The sequence below is a fragment of the Bradyrhizobium sp. CCGB20 genome (genome assembly GCF_024199855.1).
Taxonomy (GTDB): Bacteria; Pseudomonadota; Alphaproteobacteria; order Rhizobiales; family Xanthobacteraceae; genus Bradyrhizobium.
Map to the genome: position 1 here is coordinate 6,547,341 of NZ_JANADN010000001.1, position 18,647 is coordinate 6,565,987.

Annotated in this window: 24 protein-coding genes and 1 pseudogene; 10 read left to right on the forward strand and 15 right to left on the reverse strand. The window is 62.1% G+C overall.

Annotated features, from left to right (window positions below):
* Positions 1 to 73: 73 nt before the first annotated feature.
* Positions 74 to 1,768 carry a dihydroxy-acid dehydratase gene (ilvD, locus tag NLM15_RS30685; RefSeq protein ID WP_254121511.1) on the reverse strand — a complete coding sequence of 565 codons (1,695 nt, stop codon included), beginning with the start codon at positions 1,766 to 1,768 and terminating at the stop codon, positions 74 to 76.
* Between the two features lie 78 nt (positions 1,769 to 1,846).
* Entirely contained in the window at positions 1,847 to 2,830 is a 984-nt protein-coding gene (locus tag NLM15_RS30690; protein ID WP_254121512.1) for an ABC transporter substrate-binding protein, read from the reverse strand.
* A gap of 167 nt (positions 2,831 to 2,997) precedes the next feature.
* On the opposite strand from NLM15_RS30690, the gene NLM15_RS30695 reads away from it, so the two are divergent.
* The gene (locus NLM15_RS30695; protein ID WP_254121513.1) at positions 2,998 to 3,924 is read left to right on the forward strand and encodes an NAD(P)-dependent oxidoreductase; all 927 of its coding nucleotides are present in this window, start codon (positions 2,998 to 3,000) and stop codon (positions 3,922 to 3,924) included.
* Positions 3,925 to 3,930: 6 nt separating this feature from the next.
* On the opposite strand, the gene NLM15_RS30700 is transcribed toward NLM15_RS30695, so the two are convergent.
* The 6 genes and pseudogenes from NLM15_RS30700 to NLM15_RS30725 form a co-directional block, all read right to left on the reverse strand.
* Complete coding sequence (locus NLM15_RS30700; protein ID WP_254121514.1) at positions 3,931 to 4,494, reverse strand: flavin reductase family protein; 564 nt, start codon at positions 4,492 to 4,494, stop codon at positions 3,931 to 3,933.
* A gap of 9 nt (positions 4,495 to 4,503) precedes the next feature.
* Entirely contained in the window at positions 4,504 to 5,733 is a 1,230-nt protein-coding gene (locus NLM15_RS30705) for an acyl-CoA dehydrogenase family protein (RefSeq protein WP_305887438.1), read from the reverse strand.
* A gap of 181 nt (positions 5,734 to 5,914) precedes the next feature.
* The gene (locus NLM15_RS30710) at positions 5,915 to 7,183 is read right to left on the reverse strand and encodes a CaiB/BaiF CoA-transferase family protein (RefSeq protein WP_254121516.1); all 1,269 of its coding nucleotides are present in this window, start codon (positions 7,181 to 7,183) and stop codon (positions 5,915 to 5,917) included.
* 246 nt (positions 7,184 to 7,429) lie between these two features.
* Positions 7,430 to 7,528 (reverse strand): annotated as a pseudogene (locus NLM15_RS30715) (GNAT family N-acetyltransferase); the annotation flags it as partial.
* Entirely contained in the window at positions 7,518 to 8,345 is an 828-nt protein-coding gene (locus NLM15_RS30720; RefSeq protein ID WP_254121517.1) for a PBSX family phage terminase large subunit, read from the reverse strand. The gene NLM15_RS30720 and the pseudogene NLM15_RS30715, both read right to left, overlap by 11 nt.
* 338 nt (positions 8,346 to 8,683) lie before the next feature.
* Positions 8,684 to 9,019 (reverse strand): hypothetical protein, encoded by a 336-nt coding sequence (locus NLM15_RS30725; RefSeq protein ID WP_254121518.1) that lies wholly within the window; start codon positions 9,017 to 9,019, stop codon positions 8,684 to 8,686.
* Between the two features lie 601 nt (positions 9,020 to 9,620).
* Here NLM15_RS30725 and NLM15_RS30730 point away from each other — a divergent pair.
* Entirely contained in the window at positions 9,621 to 9,848 is a 228-nt protein-coding gene (locus tag NLM15_RS30730; protein ID WP_254121519.1) for a response regulator, read from the forward strand.
* Between the two features lie 349 nt (positions 9,849 to 10,197).
* A complete protein-coding gene (locus tag NLM15_RS30735; RefSeq protein ID WP_254121520.1) occupies positions 10,198 to 11,727 on the forward strand; it encodes an FAD-dependent monooxygenase in 1,530 nt (509 codons plus the stop codon).
* Between the two features lie 65 nt (positions 11,728 to 11,792).
* Here NLM15_RS30735 and NLM15_RS30740 read toward each other — a convergent pair whose 3' ends face one another.
* From NLM15_RS30740 to NLM15_RS30750, 3 genes are all read right to left on the reverse strand, one after another.
* Positions 11,793 to 12,014 carry a hypothetical protein gene (locus tag NLM15_RS30740; RefSeq protein ID WP_254121521.1) on the reverse strand — a complete coding sequence of 74 codons (222 nt, stop codon included), beginning with the start codon at positions 12,012 to 12,014 and terminating at the stop codon, positions 11,793 to 11,795.
* On the reverse strand, positions 12,011 to 12,451 hold the full coding sequence (locus NLM15_RS43795; RefSeq protein WP_309144946.1) for a hypothetical protein: 441 nt from the start codon (positions 12,449 to 12,451) through the stop codon (positions 12,011 to 12,013). Before NLM15_RS43795 ends, NLM15_RS30740 begins: the two co-directional genes overlap by 4 nt.
* Before the next feature lie 846 nt (positions 12,452 to 13,297).
* Positions 13,298 to 13,612: a hypothetical protein gene (locus NLM15_RS30750; protein WP_254121522.1), complete on the reverse strand. Its 315-nt coding sequence runs from the start codon at positions 13,610 to 13,612 to the stop codon at positions 13,298 to 13,300.
* 153 nt (positions 13,613 to 13,765) lie between these two features.
* Here NLM15_RS30750 and NLM15_RS30755 point away from each other — a divergent pair, with 153 nt between their 5' ends.
* From NLM15_RS30755 to NLM15_RS30765, 3 genes are all read left to right on the forward strand, one after another.
* Positions 13,766 to 14,440 (forward strand): SOS response-associated peptidase, encoded by a 675-nt coding sequence (locus tag NLM15_RS30755; protein ID WP_254121523.1) that lies wholly within the window; start codon positions 13,766 to 13,768, stop codon positions 14,438 to 14,440.
* Between the two features lie 190 nt (positions 14,441 to 14,630).
* Positions 14,631 to 14,831, forward strand: coding sequence for a hypothetical protein (locus NLM15_RS30760; protein WP_254121524.1), 201 nt, complete (start codon positions 14,631 to 14,633; stop codon positions 14,829 to 14,831).
* On the forward strand, positions 14,828 to 15,031 hold the full coding sequence (locus tag NLM15_RS30765; RefSeq protein ID WP_254121525.1) for a hypothetical protein: 204 nt from the start codon (positions 14,828 to 14,830) through the stop codon (positions 15,029 to 15,031). The genes NLM15_RS30760 and NLM15_RS30765 overlap by 4 nt, the downstream gene beginning before the upstream one ends.
* A 27-nt stretch (positions 15,032 to 15,058) precedes the next feature.
* Here NLM15_RS30765 and NLM15_RS30770 read toward each other — a convergent pair whose 3' ends face one another.
* Positions 15,059 to 15,307 carry a hypothetical protein gene (locus NLM15_RS30770; RefSeq protein ID WP_014493719.1) on the reverse strand — a complete coding sequence of 83 codons (249 nt, stop codon included), beginning with the start codon at positions 15,305 to 15,307 and terminating at the stop codon, positions 15,059 to 15,061.
* A 489-nt stretch (positions 15,308 to 15,796) separates the two neighbouring features.
* On the opposite strand from NLM15_RS30770, the gene NLM15_RS30775 reads away from it, so the two are divergent.
* Both NLM15_RS30775 and NLM15_RS30780 read left to right on the forward strand, forming a co-directional pair.
* Complete coding sequence (locus NLM15_RS30775) at positions 15,797 to 15,994, forward strand: hypothetical protein (RefSeq protein WP_254121526.1); 198 nt, start codon at positions 15,797 to 15,799, stop codon at positions 15,992 to 15,994.
* 62 nt (positions 15,995 to 16,056) lie between these two features.
* Entirely contained in the window at positions 16,057 to 16,293 is a 237-nt protein-coding gene (locus tag NLM15_RS30780) for a DUF6894 family protein (RefSeq protein ID WP_254121527.1), read from the forward strand.
* A 224-nt stretch (positions 16,294 to 16,517) separates the two neighbouring features.
* Here NLM15_RS30780 and NLM15_RS30785 read toward each other — a convergent pair whose 3' ends face one another.
* The gene (locus NLM15_RS30785) at positions 16,518 to 16,697 is read right to left on the reverse strand and encodes a hypothetical protein (protein WP_254121528.1); all 180 of its coding nucleotides are present in this window, start codon (positions 16,695 to 16,697) and stop codon (positions 16,518 to 16,520) included.
* 169 nt (positions 16,698 to 16,866) lie between these two features.
* On the opposite strand from NLM15_RS30785, the gene NLM15_RS30790 reads away from it, so the two are divergent.
* Positions 16,867 to 17,058 carry a hypothetical protein gene (locus NLM15_RS30790; protein ID WP_254121529.1) on the forward strand — a complete coding sequence of 64 codons (192 nt, stop codon included), beginning with the start codon at positions 16,867 to 16,869 and terminating at the stop codon, positions 17,056 to 17,058.
* 357 nt (positions 17,059 to 17,415) lie between these two features.
* On the forward strand, positions 17,416 to 17,601 hold the full coding sequence (locus tag NLM15_RS30795) for a hypothetical protein (RefSeq protein ID WP_254124504.1): 186 nt from the start codon (positions 17,416 to 17,418) through the stop codon (positions 17,599 to 17,601).
* Positions 17,602 to 17,626: 25 nt separating this feature from the next.
* On the opposite strand, the gene NLM15_RS30800 is transcribed toward NLM15_RS30795, so the two are convergent.
* Positions 17,627 to 17,776, reverse strand: coding sequence for a hypothetical protein (locus tag NLM15_RS30800; protein WP_254121530.1), 150 nt, complete (start codon positions 17,774 to 17,776; stop codon positions 17,627 to 17,629).
* A 33-nt stretch (positions 17,777 to 17,809) separates the two neighbouring features.
* Complete coding sequence (locus NLM15_RS30805; protein ID WP_254121531.1) at positions 17,810 to 17,983, reverse strand: DUF3606 domain-containing protein; 174 nt, start codon at positions 17,981 to 17,983, stop codon at positions 17,810 to 17,812.
* Between the last annotated feature and the right edge of the window lie 664 nt (positions 17,984 to 18,647).

Consider the following 18,647-nt stretch of genomic DNA (forward strand, 5'->3'; position numbering starts at 1 on the left):
GTTCTCTTTCAGCAGCGCGAGCTTAGCAAGAAACTTGCCAGACTACCGGCTGTTTCCGCGCGGACGCGGCGCGTCATTCGAACCAGGGCCATTCTGCAGGCCCCTCATGTGTGACCGCTCCTCCGGGCGCCTGGCCAACCAGCCGCGCATATTTTGCGAGCGCACCTGCGCGGTGACGCGGCGGCCGTTGCTTCCAGTCGCGACGCCGCGCGGCGAGTTCCCGCTCATCGACCAGCATATCCATCCGCCGGTTTGCGGCATCAATCCGGATCCTGTCGCCGTCGCGAACGAGCGCCAGCGGACCGCCGACAAACGCTTCCGGAGACACATAGCCGATGCACATGCCGCGGGTCGCGCCGGAGAACCGTCCATCGGTGATGAGAGCTACCTTCTCGCCCATACCCTGGCCATAGATCAGCGCAGTGACGCCGAGCATCTCGCGCATGCCGGGGCCACCGACCGGTCCTTCATTGCGGATCACCAGCACCTCGCCCGCTTTGTAACTGCGGTCGCGAACCGCCGCGACACAGGCTTCTTCATCTTCGAAAACGCGCGCCACGCCTTCGAAAAATTGGTTCTTCAAACCCGCGACCTTGATCACCGCACCGTCCGGGCAGAGATTGCCCTTCAACACAGCCACACCACCGTCGGGCATGATTGGCGCGCGGGCCGGGTAAACGACTTCTCCATCGGGAGGGTTGGCCGCGCCATATTCTTCAGCGAGTGTGCGCCCGGTGACGGACAAGCAGCTCCCATCGATGTGACCGCTCTGGATCAGCTCGCGGATCACTACGGCGGCACCGCCAATATCGTAGACGTCCTTTGCAGTGTACTTGCCGCCCGGCCGCAGATTTCCGATCAGCGGCGTCCTGGCAAAAACCTCGCCGACATCGTCGATCGTGAAGGCAATGCCGGCCTCGTTCGCAATCGCCGGCAGATGCAGCGCCGCGTTGGTCGAACCGCCCGTCGCAGCGACAATGGCCGCACCGTTCTCCAGAGATTTCCGCGTCACGATGTCGCGCGGCAGTGGCCCCCCTCGTTCCAGCATCTCCATGATCAGCCGCCCCGCGCGCCGCGATATCTGCGCGCGCTCGGCATAGACACCGGGCACCATCGAGACGTTCGGAATGGTCAGGCCCATCGCCTCCGAAACCATGCCCATCGTGTTCGCGGTAAACTGGCCGGCGCACGCGCCGATGGTTGGCAGGCAGGCGCGCTCGATCCGCTCAAGCGTGGCGCCGTCGATCTCTCCGGTCATGAAGCTGCCGACAGCTTCATAGGAGTCGAGCACCGTGAGGGTTCGTCCGTCTACTCGGCCCGGCAGCGAGCTGCCGCCGTAGATGAAAATGGATGGTACGTTGCAACGAACCATGCCCATCATCACACCGGGAAGCGTCTTGTCGCATCCGCCGTAACCGATCAGCGCGTCATAGGCGAGACCATGGACGACGGCTTCGATCGAATCGGCAATCAGCTCACGCGAAAAGAGAGAAAACTTCATTCCCTCGTGATTCATGCTGATGCCGTCGGAGACTGACACGGTCGAGAATTCGCGTGGCGTGCCGCCAGCCTCCTCGATTCCCGTCTTGGCTGCGGCCACCTGGAAGTCGTGGGTCATGTTGCAGGGCGTCTGCTCGCCCTTCATGCTGACGACGCCCACCATCGGCTTGGCAATCGCAGCGTCATCGAGCCCCATTGCGCGCATGAAAGCGCGGTGCGGAGCCCGGTCAAGGCCGTCTGTCGTGACTCGTGATCGCAACTTCTTCATAAGTGCATCTTCTTAATACAGCGTCCCGGATGATCCGGGGCGCTGCGATCTTCCTTGTTCGAATGTTTGTCCGGCCGCCTATTCCAGCGGCGCGACGATCGTCGGATGCTTGAATTGCGCAGCATCCAGCTTCGGCAGCATCCCCGTCTCCGCGTAGATGTCGAGCATCTTCTGGATCGCCGGGAAGTTCGGTGCTGCGCCGGGGTCGCGACCGAAATCGTTGTCTTTGAGCAGATAGGTCTCGAGCACCGGAATAGGCGCCTTGAGGACTTCATTCACGACCTTTAGCGTCTCTTCACGGTTCGCCAGTGCCTTCTTCATGCCTGACGTGATATCGCGGACATAGGCCTTGACGACCTCCGGGTTCTTGTCGACGAAATCGGCACGGCACGCTTCCAGGATGTGCACGATGTTCGGCATGGCCTGCGACAGGGAGAACAATTTGCGGGTGCCGCCCTTTGCCTCCGCCCGCGCGGCAAACGGCTGATTCATGTTGACCGCGTCGACGCGGCCCTGGCGCAACGCATCTTCAGAGACGGCAAAGCCGACCTCGACCAGCTTGATATCCTTTGCCGGATCGACGCCGTTCTGCTTCAGGAGCAGGTTGAACGGGCCTTGCGTGCCGCCGCCGATCACGGAAATGCCGACCGTCTTGCCCTTGAGATCCGCAATCGTCTTGATCGGCGAGTCATCCATCACCGCCCAATAGACCGAAAAACCGCCGGGCTTCTCGAAGACGTGCTGCGCCACGATGTAGGCCTTGAGATTGCCGCCGACCACGCCGTTAGCGAGCGACAGCGGCGCTTGCGTCGCGCAATCCAGAGCGCCGGCCGCCAATGCCTGCGTCATCGGCGCGGTGCCCTGAAACTGGGTCCATTCGATGTTGTAGGCCTTGCCGATATTGGGAAACTCGGCCGGTCTGCGCATCATCCAGTACTTGGATTCCTCGGCCGGGATCGTCCAGCCGACGCGGATGGTCTGCTGCGCCCATGACGGGATCGAACCCGCGGTCATGGCCGCGGCCGCCCCCAAAGCCAGGATCCACTTCGAAACAGTTCGCATCGTGCCCACTCCGCTGCTCCGGCGCTGACTGGCGCCACCCAACCCGACCGCCGCAAATGTTTCATGGTTCAAACAATCAGGCAAGCCATGCGAGCCCGGCGGTTTCGCGGTTCGACCCACGATGTATGGTAAGGCGCGCGTTGCGCTGCGACAGATGGAGGCAACCTATGGCTGATGCGAGCAAGACAAACCCGCAAGGCGTTGAGCGGCTAGGTTATCTCGGCCTTGGGCTAATGGGAACGCCGATGACCCGGCGCCTGCTTAAGGCCGGTCATCAAGTCGCGGTCTGGAATCGTTCGCAGGGTAAGGTAGCCCCGCTCATCGCAGCCGGCGCCAAGCCCGCAGCCACGCCTCGTGACCTTTTGGCGAACGCGGATATCGTGTTCATGTGCGTGACGGATGCCGCCGCCGTCGAAGGGGTGATCTTCGGGCCGGAGGGTCTTGCAGCGGCTCCCGGCGCAGGCAAGCTCGTCGTCGACTTCTCGTCGATCCATCCCGACGCCACGCGCGATCTTGCAGCGCGGCTGAAAGACGCGAATGGCGCGGGTTGGATAGATGCGCCGGTGTCCGGCGGCACCAAGGGCGCAGAAGAAGGCGCGCTTGCGATCATGGCCGGCGGCGAAGCTGCTGACATCGAGCGGGCACGACCCTATGTGCTGCCTATGGCGCGCAGGTTCACGCACATGGGCCCTACCGGTGCTGGTCAAACCACAAAACTCTGTAACCAGGTGATCGTCGGATGCGCGATGGCCGTGCTTGCGGAAGCAACGCGCCTTGCCGCCAATGCAGGAATTGATGCAGGCCGGCTACCCGAGGCGCTCGCCGGCGGCTTTGCGGATTCGATCCCGCTTCAGCTGTTCGTGCCGCGCATGGTCCAGGGCATCCACTCGCCGCCGCTCGGTCACATCGCGACAATGCTCAAGGATCTCGACACGGTCGCCGATGTCGCCCAGGCAACGTCAACGCCGGTGCCGATGGCGACCCTCGCGGGCCAGATATTCAGGCTGGCGAAGGCTGCACGCGGCGCGGACGCGGACGCTTTGGAAATCTACAAGCTCTCGGCCACAGACCGCCAAGCCGACGAGCGCCCCTGAATTGCCTTAAGGCGACTTCTTGCGTTCGTCGTCAACCAGGAACCGGCCATACGTCCCACGCGCAAACAGCAGTGGCTCCCCGGTATTGTAGGCATAGGCCTCGACCGCGCCGAGAAAGATCACGTGATCGCCGCCATAATAGCGATTGACGGATCGGCATTGAAAGTTGGCGACATTCTCGGTGAGCACCGGCGCATCGCCGAGACCCCGTGTCCAGTCGATTCCGGCGAACTTATCCTCGGACGATTTTGCAAACTTGTTCGCAAGCCCCTGCTGTGAAGTGCCGAGTATGTGAACGGCGAAATGGCTGGCGTTCTGAAACACGGTCAGGCTTGAGGAATAGATTCCGAGGCTCCAGAGGACCAGAGGAGGGTTCAGGGAGACCGATGCAAACGAATTGCAGGTGATGCCATAGGGCTTTCCGTCAGGAGCCATGGCGGTGATGATCGTTACGCCCGTCCCATATGTACCGAGCGCATTGCGAAAATCGCGGGGATCGATCGGCGAGCTGTCGCTCGCGAGTTCATTGGCTGGATCGGGAGCGGCCGGCTGCTTCGGCAGATCATTCATCGACCGGCCTCACAGCGTGAGATTCTCGGACGGCAGGCCTAGTGCCACGCGCCCATAATTGGTCCCCGCCGCATCGAAATTGAATGCCAGATGCGAGTTGATCGCATGCGCATCGCGGAATTGCCGCTGCAGCACGCCCGTCGTGAACAAGCCGCGGGCGCCGCTCGCGGCGAACAACATCGACACAGCTTCGGTGCACAGATTGACAGAGAAAGCCCCGTCGCGCCGATACCTGGTCTTGCTGGCCATGTTGGGAATATGACCGCGCCGCGCGTCGTCCATGGCATTGATGCAGGCTGAACGCATGATCAGGCGCGCAGCATCGACCTTGGCCGAAGCCTCCGCGATCTTGATCTGGGTGCTTTGAAAGTCGCTGAGCTTGGCTCGGTTGTAGGTCGATATGCGATGACGCGCGACTTCCGCATAGTCGTCGAGGCACGCTTGCGCATTTCCGAGCGCAACGCCGGACAGGACGTAGGGAAACAGCGAAAACACGGGTAGTGTATATGACGGATTGGGATTGACTCTGCTTCCAGGCGTCGGGCCGCCGGCAAGATCGCCGACGGCGACCGTCATGTAGTCGGGCACAAAGGCATCCTTGACTTCGACGTCGCAGGAGCCGGTACCGCGCAGTCCCGCGACATTCCAGGTGTCGAGCACGTTGTAGTCGGCTTTCGGCAGCAGAAAGATTCGGTACTCGATGCCGTCTGCTTCGTCGTCAGAATAGACGACGCTTGCCAGCATGTTCCATTCGCAGGAGGCAACGCCCGAGGAAAACGGCCAGCTCCCGTGCAACCTGTAACCGCCCTCCACTCTCGTGGCGCGCCCCGCCGGAAAAATGAACGAAGACGCAATCAGTGCGTCGGCATTACGGCCCCAGACCAGATCCTGCGCCTTCTGCTCGAACATGCCGAGCATCCAGTGATGGCTCGCCAGATTGGCAAGATTCCAGGCGACCGACGCGTCCGCCTGCCCAAGTAGATCGGCGCAGTCGATGAGCGCGACATAGTCAAGTTCGGCGCCGCCGATGCGCTTTGGTTGAAGCATACGGAACAGACCCGCGTCGTGCATATCCTGTTCGGTTTCCGGCGGAAGCTGTCGCAGTTCCTCGGTCCGCGCCGCGCGCTCTCGCAGCCGCGGCGCGAGCGCTCGGGCCTTCGCGATCATTGCTGCATAGGCACGTTCGCCGGCCTCCGGCCCAGTGGGCTGGTCCATGCTCGGCTCTTGACCAGGCGCCATTCGTGTCCCTCGCTTCGACATAGTTATGCGGCGGGAACTTCGTCAAATCAAGCCGAGGCTAGGTCAACGGGAGGCAGTCGCCCAGGCTCTTGGTCGCTGGAAATGATGCGAGGTCGCGAACGCCGGCATCGAAGGAATTCCCAGAAGTCAGGCGATGCCTCGTCCCATGAACCAACCAGGTTCAAGCCGACGCCGAAGGCTTCCCGGATCCAAAGACACCCTTTTGCGTGAATTCCGAGATCCGACGCTCGTCGTAACCAAGCGTATCACGCAGGACGTCCTCGGTATGCTCACCTAACAGGGGGGCGGCAACGGGATCGACCGGGCCGGTCAGGCTCATTGTAATCGGCGGCTCGATGTTGGGGATCCATTCCGCCGTAGGATGTGGAATCTGGCTCAAGCGATGGCGCTCCCGAGCCTCGGGTGCATTAAACCCCTCTTCAACGGTCCGGAGATAGCCGACAGGGATATTCGCCAGCTTCATCTTTGCCATCCAGTTTTCGAGGGTATCGCTCGCGAAAACCTCTGCGATGGCTGCCCGCAGAAGCTCCTTGTTTTCGGAGCGCGCTTTGCGCGACGCGAACTGCGGATCGGTGATCAGATCAGGCCGGTTCAGCACCTCGACCACCAGCCGGCGGTAGAGCCGGTCGTTCGCGCAGGCCATGTAAAGCGGCCCATCGGAGGCTTCATAGACGCCGACGGTGGGGGACCCGCTCGGCGAATTTCCGAACCGGCCGGGGTTCTCACCGTTGATCAGATAGGCCATGCCGTAGAACCCGGTCATGCCCATGGCGACGTCGAACAGGGCAACCTCGACATGCTGCCCGCGGCCGAGCCGATCGCGCGCCAACAGCGCCAGCAAGATGGCATTGCAGGCGGACATCCCCGTCGCCATGTCCACGATCGGTGGGCCCGTTCGAACCGCCGGCCCATCGGCAAACCCGTTGAGCGACATGAAGCCGCTTTCCGCCTGTGTGATGGGATCGAAGCCTGGGCGCGAGGCGAACGGTCCGGTGCGTCCGTAAGCCGAAATCGAGCAATAGACGAGCCGCGGATTGAGCGGCGCCACCGTCTCATAATCGAGGCCGAATTTCTTCATGACCCCGCTTGAAAAATTCTCCACGACCACGTCGGCTTTGCGGATCAGATCCAGCGCGATCTGACGGGCCTCCGGCACGGCCAGGTCGAGCGCAATACCGCGCTTGTTGCGGTTCAGGCTCAGATAAGCGGCGCTTTCGCCGCCGATTTCGGCGTGCTCATAGGCACGCGTATCGTCGCCGCCGTCCGGATTCTCGATCTTGATGACGCGCGCGCCAAAATCGGCGAGCGTCTGAGTGCAGGCCGGCCCCGCCACCACGCGCGTGAAATCGACGACCAGAAGACCATCGAGCGCGGTAGGCGCGCCCGTCGTCCGCGACGAACGTTCCGGCAAGTGAGGCTTGGTGGGCATCGACGGCGCTCCCTTACATCGGCTTATGGTCGCCGAATTTCCTGCAAGAGCAAACTTAAAGCCCGGCGCCGCCGACTTCGCAAGTGCTTCAGCAGCATCGCTTCAATACGCAAAAGGGGCCCGGCAGCCGTCAAGCTGCCGGGCCCTCGGACATCCCGGGTGCACAAGGTCGCGCTACGTCTCACGTAGACCATTCTACGTGGAGAAGGACACGTTCCACACCACGGGAAACCTTGCCCATTTCCCTCAGCGAAGCCATTTTCGCCAATAAAGCGTATGCGCCCAGGCCCAAGGCACATCAGGTTCGTAGAGCCGATAGCCCGCCTGAATGAAATTATTGGCAGATTTCGTTCCCGACCCACTGCACGACCCAGATCGTGAAGGCATCCGCCGCGGCGCCCGCGCCACCGATGTCGATGAAGGCGCGGAGCGGCAATAGCGGATCCGCGGCAACCTTCCCGATCCGCCCCTGCGCGCGTGCCTCTGACAGCAGCGCGGCGAAATAGGCGCCCTCGAAGGCACGCGCATACTCACCCTCCCAGATGTGATCGTAGCGCTCCGGATAGAGTTTCTGGTCGAGCAACCGCTCCTCCTCGAGCACCTCCGGAAACCAGGGATTGTCGCGCCAGTTCGCCTTGACGGTCACCGCCCCGTCGGGACGGCGCCCGCGCAAAAAATCGTCGATCGCATCGCTCTTGCGGCGCGGATTCCAGCTCGCCCAGAGCTCGGAATCCTTGGCGCGGATCGTCGGCCGCAGCAGCGCAAGGCTGCGCGCGCTCAACGATTGTGCCTCGTCGATCCAGGCGATGCGAAATCCTTCCAAGGACTTGATCGAGTCCGCCGTGTGATCCTGCAGCCCGCGGAAAATGATCAAGCCGTCCCCGGGCGTCTCGATCTTGTCGCTGAACAGCTTGAAGCCGTGACCGAGGCCAAGGCTCGCGATCTTGCCCTCGATCAATCGCTTCGAGGATTGCGCCAGCGTCCGCTGCGCCTCTCGGATGCAGACCGCGAGCGTGCCGCGCTCGGCCTGGCAGGTTTCGACCAGCAGCTCGCCGAAGAAATGCGATTTTCCCGAGCCACGTCCGCCGTAAACGCCTTTGTAGCGCGCAGGCTTCAGCAGCGGCTCGAAGATCTTGGCGGTTGGAATTTTTAGGGTCGACAATAGATACGCTCGCTTGCCCTAGGGCAGGCCGATACGCCTGCGGTCACGCCATACGTTCAGCCAGCGATCGCTTCGGCCGACACGCCGTACCTTGCCGCCGCAGCAGCGATCTGAGACGTCATCCCTCCATGAGGGAAGCCACTATCGCCTTTAATGGCGCGCCTATAGCCGGCAACGGGCGGCCAGCAACTGGCAGAACAATTTATCGAGACGAAAAACCCGCGGCCAATTGCTCGGCGCGGGCTGAACCAACTAAATCTCTATGATGCCATTCTGCCAATGTTTTGCCCGACGTGTCAAACGACAGATCGAATTCCAGATCGAATTTTTCTCTGAGCTCAGGCGTCACGCCCAGGGTCACTGCCCGAGCTTCCCGGATGAACGATGATGCGCTCGATCCGGTGAATCAATTCCAGAGCGCCGTCCTCGCCGTTCTCGATCGGCTGCGTAGCCTTGCCCCAGCCGCGGTCAAGGATCGCGTTGGCGGCCGAGACGCGGGCCGCCGGCGTCGCGTCATCGCTGCGCATGATGCCGACGAGGACGCGGACGGCTGTCCTGGTGTGGCTGCGCGCGAGCGAACGAATCTCGGTCAGCGTCCGCGCTCGGGATGTCTTCCGCGCTGCGGGCAGGCGGACCGGCTCGTTCTCGACCTCGCCTTCGATTTCCTCGCTCACGAAAATGTCTCCCACAGCACGATTGCGATCAGGCCCGCAATCGCGAGCGATATCAGATAGGCGGTCATCGTCTCTCCACGACAAGGAAAATGCGCGGCAGATCGCGTAACGACGCGCGATCGTTTCGGGCGCGAACCCTATCTCCGTGAAGCCCGGAGACCGCAGCGGCGCGAGCGACTGGCCCAGCGCCGCGAGGCCGGCACGTTCGCGCGTGCACGGCCAGCAATGGTTCGGACGGCGGCACGCCGATCGGCGCTCTCTGAACGCGTATCAAGCGAGTGCGTGGCCGTGTTGCGTGGGCCACCGTCCGATTCTGGAATCGAAACGAAAAAACCCGCGGCGGATGTTTTCCGCGCGGGTGAACAAACTCGTTTCGATGATGTCATTATGCCGGTGTTTTGCCCGACGTGTCAAAACCCATGTTGGATTGAAAAAGCCCGTCGCAGATTGCTCCGCGCGGGCCGAACCAAACGTCTTTCGATGATGCCATTCTGCCAGTGTTTTGCCCGACGTGTCAAACTCCGTCGTTCGACCACGCCGTGCGGGGAACTTACGCAAAGAGCCGCGCGTTTATTCCCGCGGTCAAAGGAACGTTCGTGCGATGAGCCATACTGTACTCGTTGTTGACGACGATCCCCTTGTTCTCGACGTCATCGTGGGCATGCTGGAAGATCTCGGCTACGAGGTGATAAGCGTCCAAAGCGGGCCGGAAGCGCTCGATCGGCTCAGGCAGAACGAGAACATCTCCATCCTCATCACGGACATCAATATGCCGGGCATGGATGGTCATGAACTTGCCGAACTGGCGAGGCGGCTGCGCCCGGAGTGAAGATCCTGCAATTGTCGGGTCGCGAACCCCGGCGCGGGGGCCTGCCAATGATCAGGAAGCCGTTTTCGTTCGAGGAGCTCGCCGAAGCCATGCGGCAAACCACCGGCGGTCACTGAACGTCGGATGCCAAAAAGCAAACCCGCGGCGGGCTCCCGCGCGGGCTGAACCAAACTCATGTCGATGATGCCATTCTGCCGGTGTTTTGCCCGACGTGTCAACGCGGGGAGAGCGGAAGAACGAGCCCTTCCTCCCAGCTTGATATGTGGTGTGCAAGGGGCTTGCTTCAAGTCCCCCGCCCGGCCGTAGAACCCCCGACCCACGACCAAAGCAACAACTCGAGGGGATCCACATGCCTGTATTGCTTCCGACCTCCCGGCCGCGCGGCCACACCAAACGCGCCGGCGCCAGTCGCGCAAGCCACCATGCCGTGGTGATCGCCGGCGGCGGCCCGACCGGGCTGATGCTGGCCGCGGAGCTCGCGCTCGCAAATGTCGACGTCGCCGTGGTCGAGCGGCGCGCGGATCAGGAGCTCGTCGGCACGCGGGCCGGCGGATTGCACGCGCGCACCATCGAGATCCTCGATCAGCGCGGCGTCGCGGAGCGCTTCCTGCGCGAAGGGCAAGTCACCCAGCTCGCAGGCTTCGCCTGGACCAGGCTCGACATCGGCGATCTCCCCACCCGGCACGCTTACGGCCTCGCGCTGCGACAGAGCCACATCGAGCGCATCCTGGCCGGCTGGGTCGCGGAGCTCGCGGTGCCGGTCTATCGAAACTCCGAGGTGACGGGCTTCGTTCAGGACGCGACCGGCGTCGACGTTACGCTCTCCGGCGGCGCGGCACTGCGCGCAAGCTATCTCGTCGGCTGCGACGGCGGCCGCAGCCTGGTGCGCAAGACGGCCGGCATCGATTTCGTCGGCTCCGATCCGACGCTCAGCAATCTCATGGCCGAAGTCGAGATGCGCGACGAGCCGGCATGGGGCCTCCGCCACGACGGGCTCGGCTTTCACGGTCTCAGCAAAACGGAGAGCGGACGTGTGCTGGTCGTCGTGACGGAAGCGACGCTCGGCCGCACCGGCGAACCCGGCCTGCGCGATCTCGGCGATGCGCTCCTCGCCGTGTATGGCACCGACTTCGGGCTCCAAAATCCCGCCTGGATCTCCCGCTTCACCGATGCGGCGCGGCAGGCCGTGTCCTATCGCCGGGAGCGCGTGCTGCTCGCCGGCGATGCCGCGCATATCCATCACTCCGTCGGCGGGCAAGGCCTCAACACCGGGGTGCAGGACGCCGTCAATCTCGGCTGGAAGCTGGCGCAGGTGGTGAGGGGCATTGCGCCCGACAGCCTGCTCGACAGCTACCACGCCGAACGTCATCCCGTTGCCGCGCGCGTCCTGCGCAACACCATGGCGCAGATCGCCCTGCTCCGCCGCGGCGACGACGGCCTCAAGGCCGCGCGCGAGGTGGTGTCCGACCTGCTCGCCATGGACGAGCCGCGCAAACGTTTTGGCGCGATGATGAGCGGGCTCGACATTCACTACGATCTCGGCGAAGGACACGAACTGCTCGGACGCCGCATACCCGACCTCGATCTGGTGGTCGAAGGCCGTCCGCTGCGGCTGTTCACGCTGCTGCACGGCGCGCGAGGCGTGCTGCTCAATTTCGGCGAGGCCGGCGATTTGAACATCGCCCCCTGGGCGGACCGCGTCGGACTCATCCGCGCGGCTTGCGACGGGACATGGGAGCTTCCGGTCATCGGACAGGTCGCCGCCCCCGAAGCCATTCTGGTGCGGCCAGATGGGCACGTCGCATGGGTCGGAGATCATAGACACCTCGGACTAGCGGAGGCACTTACCATTTGGTTCGGACCGGCCGCTGCGGCGTAACGCACGAACGTCATAGCGCCACGCGAACAAGCAGGCCCGCGGCATTCCGCGGGCCTGTCGAAACCTCAGGTTCTCAAAACTCGCCTCAAGACGCGAATGTTGCGCCGCTCGGTGCTTTCCGATGCGGCCGCTTCACCCGGCGAGCCGGGTTTCAGGGGCTGGTTCTGAGGTTTGTATGCGAGCGCGTCGGCGATCCAGCGCGGCCAGCCTGTCGGTTCTGCAATGCCCGACTCTTGGCGATCTGGCTCGATCCGCGGTTGATGCGGCTGCTGTCGGTTCGTGCTCATGTATTCTCCTGCGAAAGCAGCCAAAGCTCTTCGTGAGAGACGTCGAAATCGCCCGTCGCGCCGATGCTTCCAAGAACGCTTAGCGGTTCGCGGATCACGGACTCCTCAACACGGGCGTCGAGCGTTCGACAGTCATCGCCGGGGTGTGCAATGACCCGCTCGATGCGATGAATAAACTCAAGGGGCTTGCCGTCTTCATTCGCGATGGGCTGCAGCGGCTTGCCCCATCCGCGATCGAGAATGGCATTGGCTGCCGAGACACGTGCATGCGCCGGCGCCTTCTTGTCGAGCATGATCTTCACGAGAGTATTGACGGCGTGCACGGTGTGCGTCCGCGCCAAGGATTTGATCTCGGTCATCGTTCGTTGCTTCAAAGTTCTGCGGGCGGCTTCCCTCGCAAATGCCACTTCAGAGCGCCTGTTCACAACTTCATTCATCTGAAAATCCTTTGCAATTCAGGCCCGATGCTGGATCGGGAATAAAAAAACCCGCGGCGGATGCATCTCCGGCGCGGGCAGCAAACAATCGTCTCAACGATACTATTCTGCCAGTGTTTTGCCCGACGTGTCAAAATCGCAAATACGGCTCTGGCTGCGACGGGGGGCAGGTGCGCCCGAGGCCGGAACTAGAAACCCTCGCCTGAGTTTATGTCGGGCGTACAGGGACCGTTGCCCATGAACCGGATGATCCGACCGGAGGCAAACGAGCGCGCACACGTGTTGTTGCGGCGCTCAGCCGAAAGAATCCGAATATCTTTGGAGCTCCTGAACCAAGACCTCCCGTTTTTTGCGAGGCCGCAAGAGAAGCCGGTTTGCGAAGGCTGCGATAGGACAATGTCGTGGGCGAGGTCGTCCCTCGCTGCTACCTACCGGACGGTTTCAAACGTGTATACATGCACACTTTGCGGGGCGGTCAAAGAAACAGCGAGCCGGGCAAAGATATCGATAGAGTTGTAATACGCTTGTGGCTCTTCGCGCCATTTGCTGTTGCACAGAACCGGTCGTTGTCCGGGCGCAGCGGACATCACCGACGATTTATAAGTACGCGCCCTAATACTGAGGACGTTTCAGCAAATCAGGCAATCGAGAGATTGCCTTGGCGATCCTTCTTGCCTCGTCACGCGATAGGAACTGGTGGGCATACTGGTAACCCCACGAGTGCAAGTCTTCTCGATGGAGGACGCAGCAGATCGTGAAGCCGCTCGCGTCCTTAACGCGGAAACACTCTTCCTCCTCTTCCATGACCCACGGCGCCGGAAACCGCCTGAGATTGTCCATACAACTTCACGGACGTGCATAACCCCTGATCGGCGCAACGCCGGGCGGCAAAAGGCGACGCTTGGCAACGTGATCCCTTGGCGCTTGCGCTGGTCGGCGAGGAATAAAGAAACATTGCACGAGGATCGGCTCATTGTCGCCGAGCTGCACCCGCTCTTGCGCCAGACCGCTCATCACCACGCGCATCTTCATGATCTCTTCCGCGACAAAGGTGCAGTCTTCGTCGCGCTTGATCTGCTCATGCATGACGGCCTCGGCTTCGCGCATACTGAGGCGTAAGGCCCTGATAATTCGGCGAATTTCACTTATGCGGTTGTCCATAGCCATCTCCACTCGAAGATGTCAAAATAAGAACAAAACATGAACATAGAGTCAAGGGAGACGAAAGCATAAGAATGCTCGGCCCCCCCGCCCGAGCAAGTCGTCGTCCGTGGATGTATCAAGTGTGTCGCTCGCAGGAGGTCAAACGCTTTCATGTGCAATCTGTATTCGATCACCACTAACCAGGCCGCCATCGCCGAGCTTTTTCGCGTGGTCCGTCGCTACGAAGGCAATTTGCCGCCCATGCCCGGCGTATTTCCGGATTACCCCGCACCTGTCGTTCGCGACATCGGTAGCGGCGAACGCGAGTTCGTGATGATGCGTTGGGGCATGCCCCCGCCACCACGCACCGGCGGTCCGCCCGTGACGAACATTCGCAACACCTCATCGCCGCACTGGCGTGCATGGCTCAAGCCGGAGCATCGCTGCCTCGTGCCCGCCAACAGCTTTGCCGAATACGCACCGGAGCCGAACCCGGAAACAAAGAAGAGAGACGTCGTGTGGTTTGCGCTAGCTGAAGCGCGGCCTCTATTCGCGTTCGCCGGTATCTGGACGACGTTCAGTGGTGATCGCGGCACTAAGTCAAAGCCGGTCCGCGGACCGCATCAGGTCTATGGCTTCCTCACGACGTCGCCTAATGCCGTTGTCGAACCCATTCATCCAAAAGCGATGCCGGTGATCCTGACGACGGCCGAAGAACAAGAGGTTTGGCTGCGGGCGTCATGGGATGAAGCCAAGGCGCTGCAACGGCCTTTGCCGGATCAAGCTCTTAAAATCGTAGCGCGAGGCGCGGACAAGGAGGACAGTCCGGTCCAGCACGTAAAATGAGTAAACCGCTCATACCGCTCAAACCTCGCCTCGACGAACGCGCGAAATTTGCAGCGCAATGTATCAAATGATGCAGACTCCCGCCGAAGGCAGGCATACGGTTACCCCATCACCGCACGGCCCGTGGCATAGACCGGTGATGAGAACGCCAGTTGCGCTCCCGCCCCTGCGCTAACGAGGGAGCAGCGCCATGCTGAAACGGCGTCGTTTCAAACAGTCCAGAACGCTCGATGAACGGCTCGCAGACGAGGCCGCACGGCTTCGCGAGGAAGCGCGCGCGCTCAGGCCCGGGCGCCACCGCGAGATGCTGCTGCGCCGGGCGCGGCAGGATGAGACCGCGATCCAGATCGACGCCTGGTTGAAGTCGCCGGGCCTGAGGCCGCCGACATGACCCAGCAATATCGCGCTTATCTCGTCGGCGAGAACGGGGTGTTTCGCTCCGCCGAAGCATTCGAGGCGGTCTCCGACGAGTCCGCGCTTCGCATCGCGCAGCAGTTCACGCGGCACGGCAAGGTCGAGGTCTGGCAGCTCGGCCGAAAGATCGCGGTGCTCGAGCCCGAAGAGGCGGCGAGATTGCTGACGCGTCAATGACCGCTGCGCCGGCTCGCGCAGCGACCCTCACTCCTCTGCAAGCTTGCGCTCGATATAGGCGTCCACCGTCTCGGCGAAGGAGCGCTGCACCCCGACCGCGGCACCGTGCTGGTCGAGCGCGTCGCGCTGGAGCACGCGCAGGCCGCGGCCGCGCAGGCTGGCCGGCGCGGTGTTGAGATATTGATCGATGGCGCCCTTGGCGAGCGGGATGGCTCTCGGATCTCCCCTTGCGATCAAGAGACGCAAGAGGCTCTGGCAATCGGCCAAACCGGGCATGGGTTCAGCCTTCAGCCTTGCCGCGATTTCGGCCTCGGCCGCTTGACCGGCTGGGTGTGGGTGCCGAACAGCGCCAGCAGCAACGCGACTTCTTCCTTCGAACCGATCTGGATCATGACTTGCTTCCCTTTCGCTCCGTTGGTCGGGGCGAACGGGCACGGCGTTCAGGACAATCGGGTTTCAGCAATGTTTCAGGCGTGTTTCGTCGGGATCGAAAACGCCAACCCTCAATCGTGAAAACGGCCCCGGCGCGGGGACGGGGGGCTGGAGCGTCGGGGCCGTCATTCCAAGGCCGGCAATCGGCGGTAGGCCGGCCGCGAAACCAATTCGCGTTTGGAACAATAAGTTCCTAACAGGGAGCCGAGAATTCCACGCGCCTCTCGCGCGCAGATGGAGCCGAACAGGGTAAGTCATACTTTCGTTCTGATCGAGGAACCGGCCCGATCCGATGCGGTTGAGGGGTATCTTCAACGGCCCAGGGAGCGTGCCATGACAAAGCCCCGCCTCAGAGTGAGGCAAACCCGCTCGCTCGAAGAACGTTTGGCCGAAAACGCGGCCAGGCTCAGGGAGCGCGCCGATCAATTGCCGGCGGGCGCGGAGCGGGAAGCCCTGCTCAAAAGGGCACGCCTCGCCGAGACCGGAGCTAAGCTCAGCGATTGGCTCATCACCCGCACGACAGGCTCGTGAGTAATTTAGGAACGTTCTCGACCACACCCAAGTTGGCGCCATGCTCGAGACGCGGTGCCATCATGGCGAGATATTTTTTCGACATTCGAGACGACGGCGGAGTTTATCCGGACGAAGAAGGATTGGAGTTCGCAACGCAACGCGAGGCCGAGGTAGAGGCGACGCAAACCTTGGCAGGCCTGGCGCAGGATCTGGCCGTTCAGGACGAGCGGCCGGACGTGGCCGTCGAGGTTCGCACGGAGGAAGGGCGCGTCTTTCAGGCCGCGCTCATTTTCGAATCCAATGCGAAGCGACATTGAGGCCGGTCCGATCAGAACAATGCCGTGGCGAGCCGGTTATCCCGGCATGATTCGCATCTGGTACTTCACCGCCTTCATCGCCGTCACCGCAGCAATGTTCTGGCTGCTGGTCGGGTTCGACAAGTTTCTCGACGGGTAGGCCAAGCGAACAACCCTGAGGACGCTTCGACAAGCCCGGCCATCGCGAGATGGCCTTTGCGATCCGCCGCGCCTCAATGCGAAACTCAGGGCTCGCCGTCTTCGCGCGGGAACGGCTCATGCGTCTTGCGGCCGAGGAAGATGTCAGGTTTCGGCAGCTTCAAGACCGCGAGGCCGAGTTCATGCGCCGCAACACCACGCGCGTAAACCTCCACGAAGCGACTTTGGCTTTCGAGAAATGCCCGGGGGTCGTATTCGGAAACCATTACTGCACTCCGATTGCCGACCGACCATAACCGGAAATCAAATCACGACAGTCCAAAAGGATACTTGGCTAGGCACGCCGATGGCACGACTCTGTTACCAATATTGCCGGAACGCATGGACCGGGGGTCCATTAATCCACCGGATCGGACCAATTCAGGGATTGGTATCGTGGGCGTCGAGCGACACCGGCCGCCGAAATACTGGCGGATGAGAGCGGAGGAGTTCCGGGCCAAGGCGGACAATGCCGAGCACCCGCCCGTCAAGGCATCGCTGCGCAAGGTCGCGGAGACTTACGAAGAGCTCGCCCGCCGTGCCGAGAAAATCCGCACCATCCGGGATGTGGACGGGACGTCCGAATAGGCTCGCCGTCGCCACACCAGCTTCTTTGGACAATGCCGGAGTATCAGGATTTCACGTGGGTCCTCCGAGCCGCCTGCGAGCCTTCGCAGCATGGATCTCGGACAGCGCGATGATGATTGCGACAACGCCGCCGCCGCCAACCATCATGATCAACACCATTCCGAGCATTCGAATCGCCCGCGTTACCCGCGAGGTTCCTAAGTACCAAAGTGAACCGTTCGTTCCAAAAACAAAACGAGCGACGGGTCAAACTTTAACCAAATGCGGCGAAGCGGGTTGGGCGGAACGAAATCTCTTCGCGCCATGCTGGGACATGTCCCCTGCGAAGGGCGCTCGGGCAAGCTGGAGAGACCGTCGATGTATTACGTCGCCGCCGCATTGCTGGTGCTGTCGGGACTGTTCTACTCCGCGGGCCATCACGAGCTCGGCCAGTTCGGCGCGAACATGTGCCGCTACGGCAGCACGTTCTGCGACAGCCCGGTGCTGGTCTTCACCGGCGGCGCGCTGGCCGCCGCCTGGGGCATGTTCGTCAGCGTCAAGTAGCAGCACGCGCTTCGGCGCGCCGGCTTCAAGTCTCGTCGTTCTTGTAGCGCTTGCGCACGATGCTTTCGGCAACACGACGTTCGGTCGGACTGCGGTAGCGATTGCGCAGCACGCCGTAGATCAGCGCCACGAGCAGGACGAAGGCGCCGACAAAGAACACTGCTTCCAGGCCCATGAGGCCCTCCTTCGAATTCTTCCGCTCAACGCGCTACCTCGCCAATTCCTTGCGGACGGCGGCGGCCGAATTGCCGACCTTGTCGACGGCCTTCTTCAGCTCCTCCTTCGATACGCCGAGCGCGTGCGTCCAGTACTTGACCTCGAAGGCCTCGTGCATGTTGATCTTGCTGCGGTCCGGTTGCTCGCGCTTCGTCAGATTGTCCATGGCGTTTTCCTCCCTCAGGCAGGAAAAACGCCATCATGGACCGGCCGTTCCATACGGTGCGGCAGCGCTCACACGTTGAGCCACAGCATGGAAGCGAGCACCGCCGAAAACACAAACAGCCCTGCAATTGCAATTCTGAAAACCAGATCGGCGGCCACGTATGCCCCCTTCGTGTTTGCAAATTCTTTGCCCGCACGGCGCCCGGTCTCGGCCTTAGGCAAGGCAAGGACTGCACCGTGACTTCGCTGCCGGGTTGGATTGGGAACTGCCCGTCAAGCGGCAGCGCAACGCGCGAATCAATCTTTCGTTCCAAGTTGGTAGCGAGCGCGCGAATTTGACCGATGTCAATCCGCACGGCCGAGCGGAGTACTGCCTTGCACGATCCGACCGTGGACCATGACCTCGCTGCGCCGTCCGGTTGCACGCACGCCTTCGTCGGCAACGACGCGCCGAGAGGCGCGATGCCCTGCCGACCGTTTGAACGCGCGAAAACGAAAAGCCCGCAACCGGTGACGGTGCGGGCTCGAACAATCTCTGCGATGGTATGACTCTACATGTGTTTTGCCCGACGCGTCAAAGCAACGACGGTGCGTTGGCGTCGGCAGGCGGCGTGCGGGCCGACGAAGGAACTTTGCGGCCTTGATCGCGCTTAAAGCACAATTCG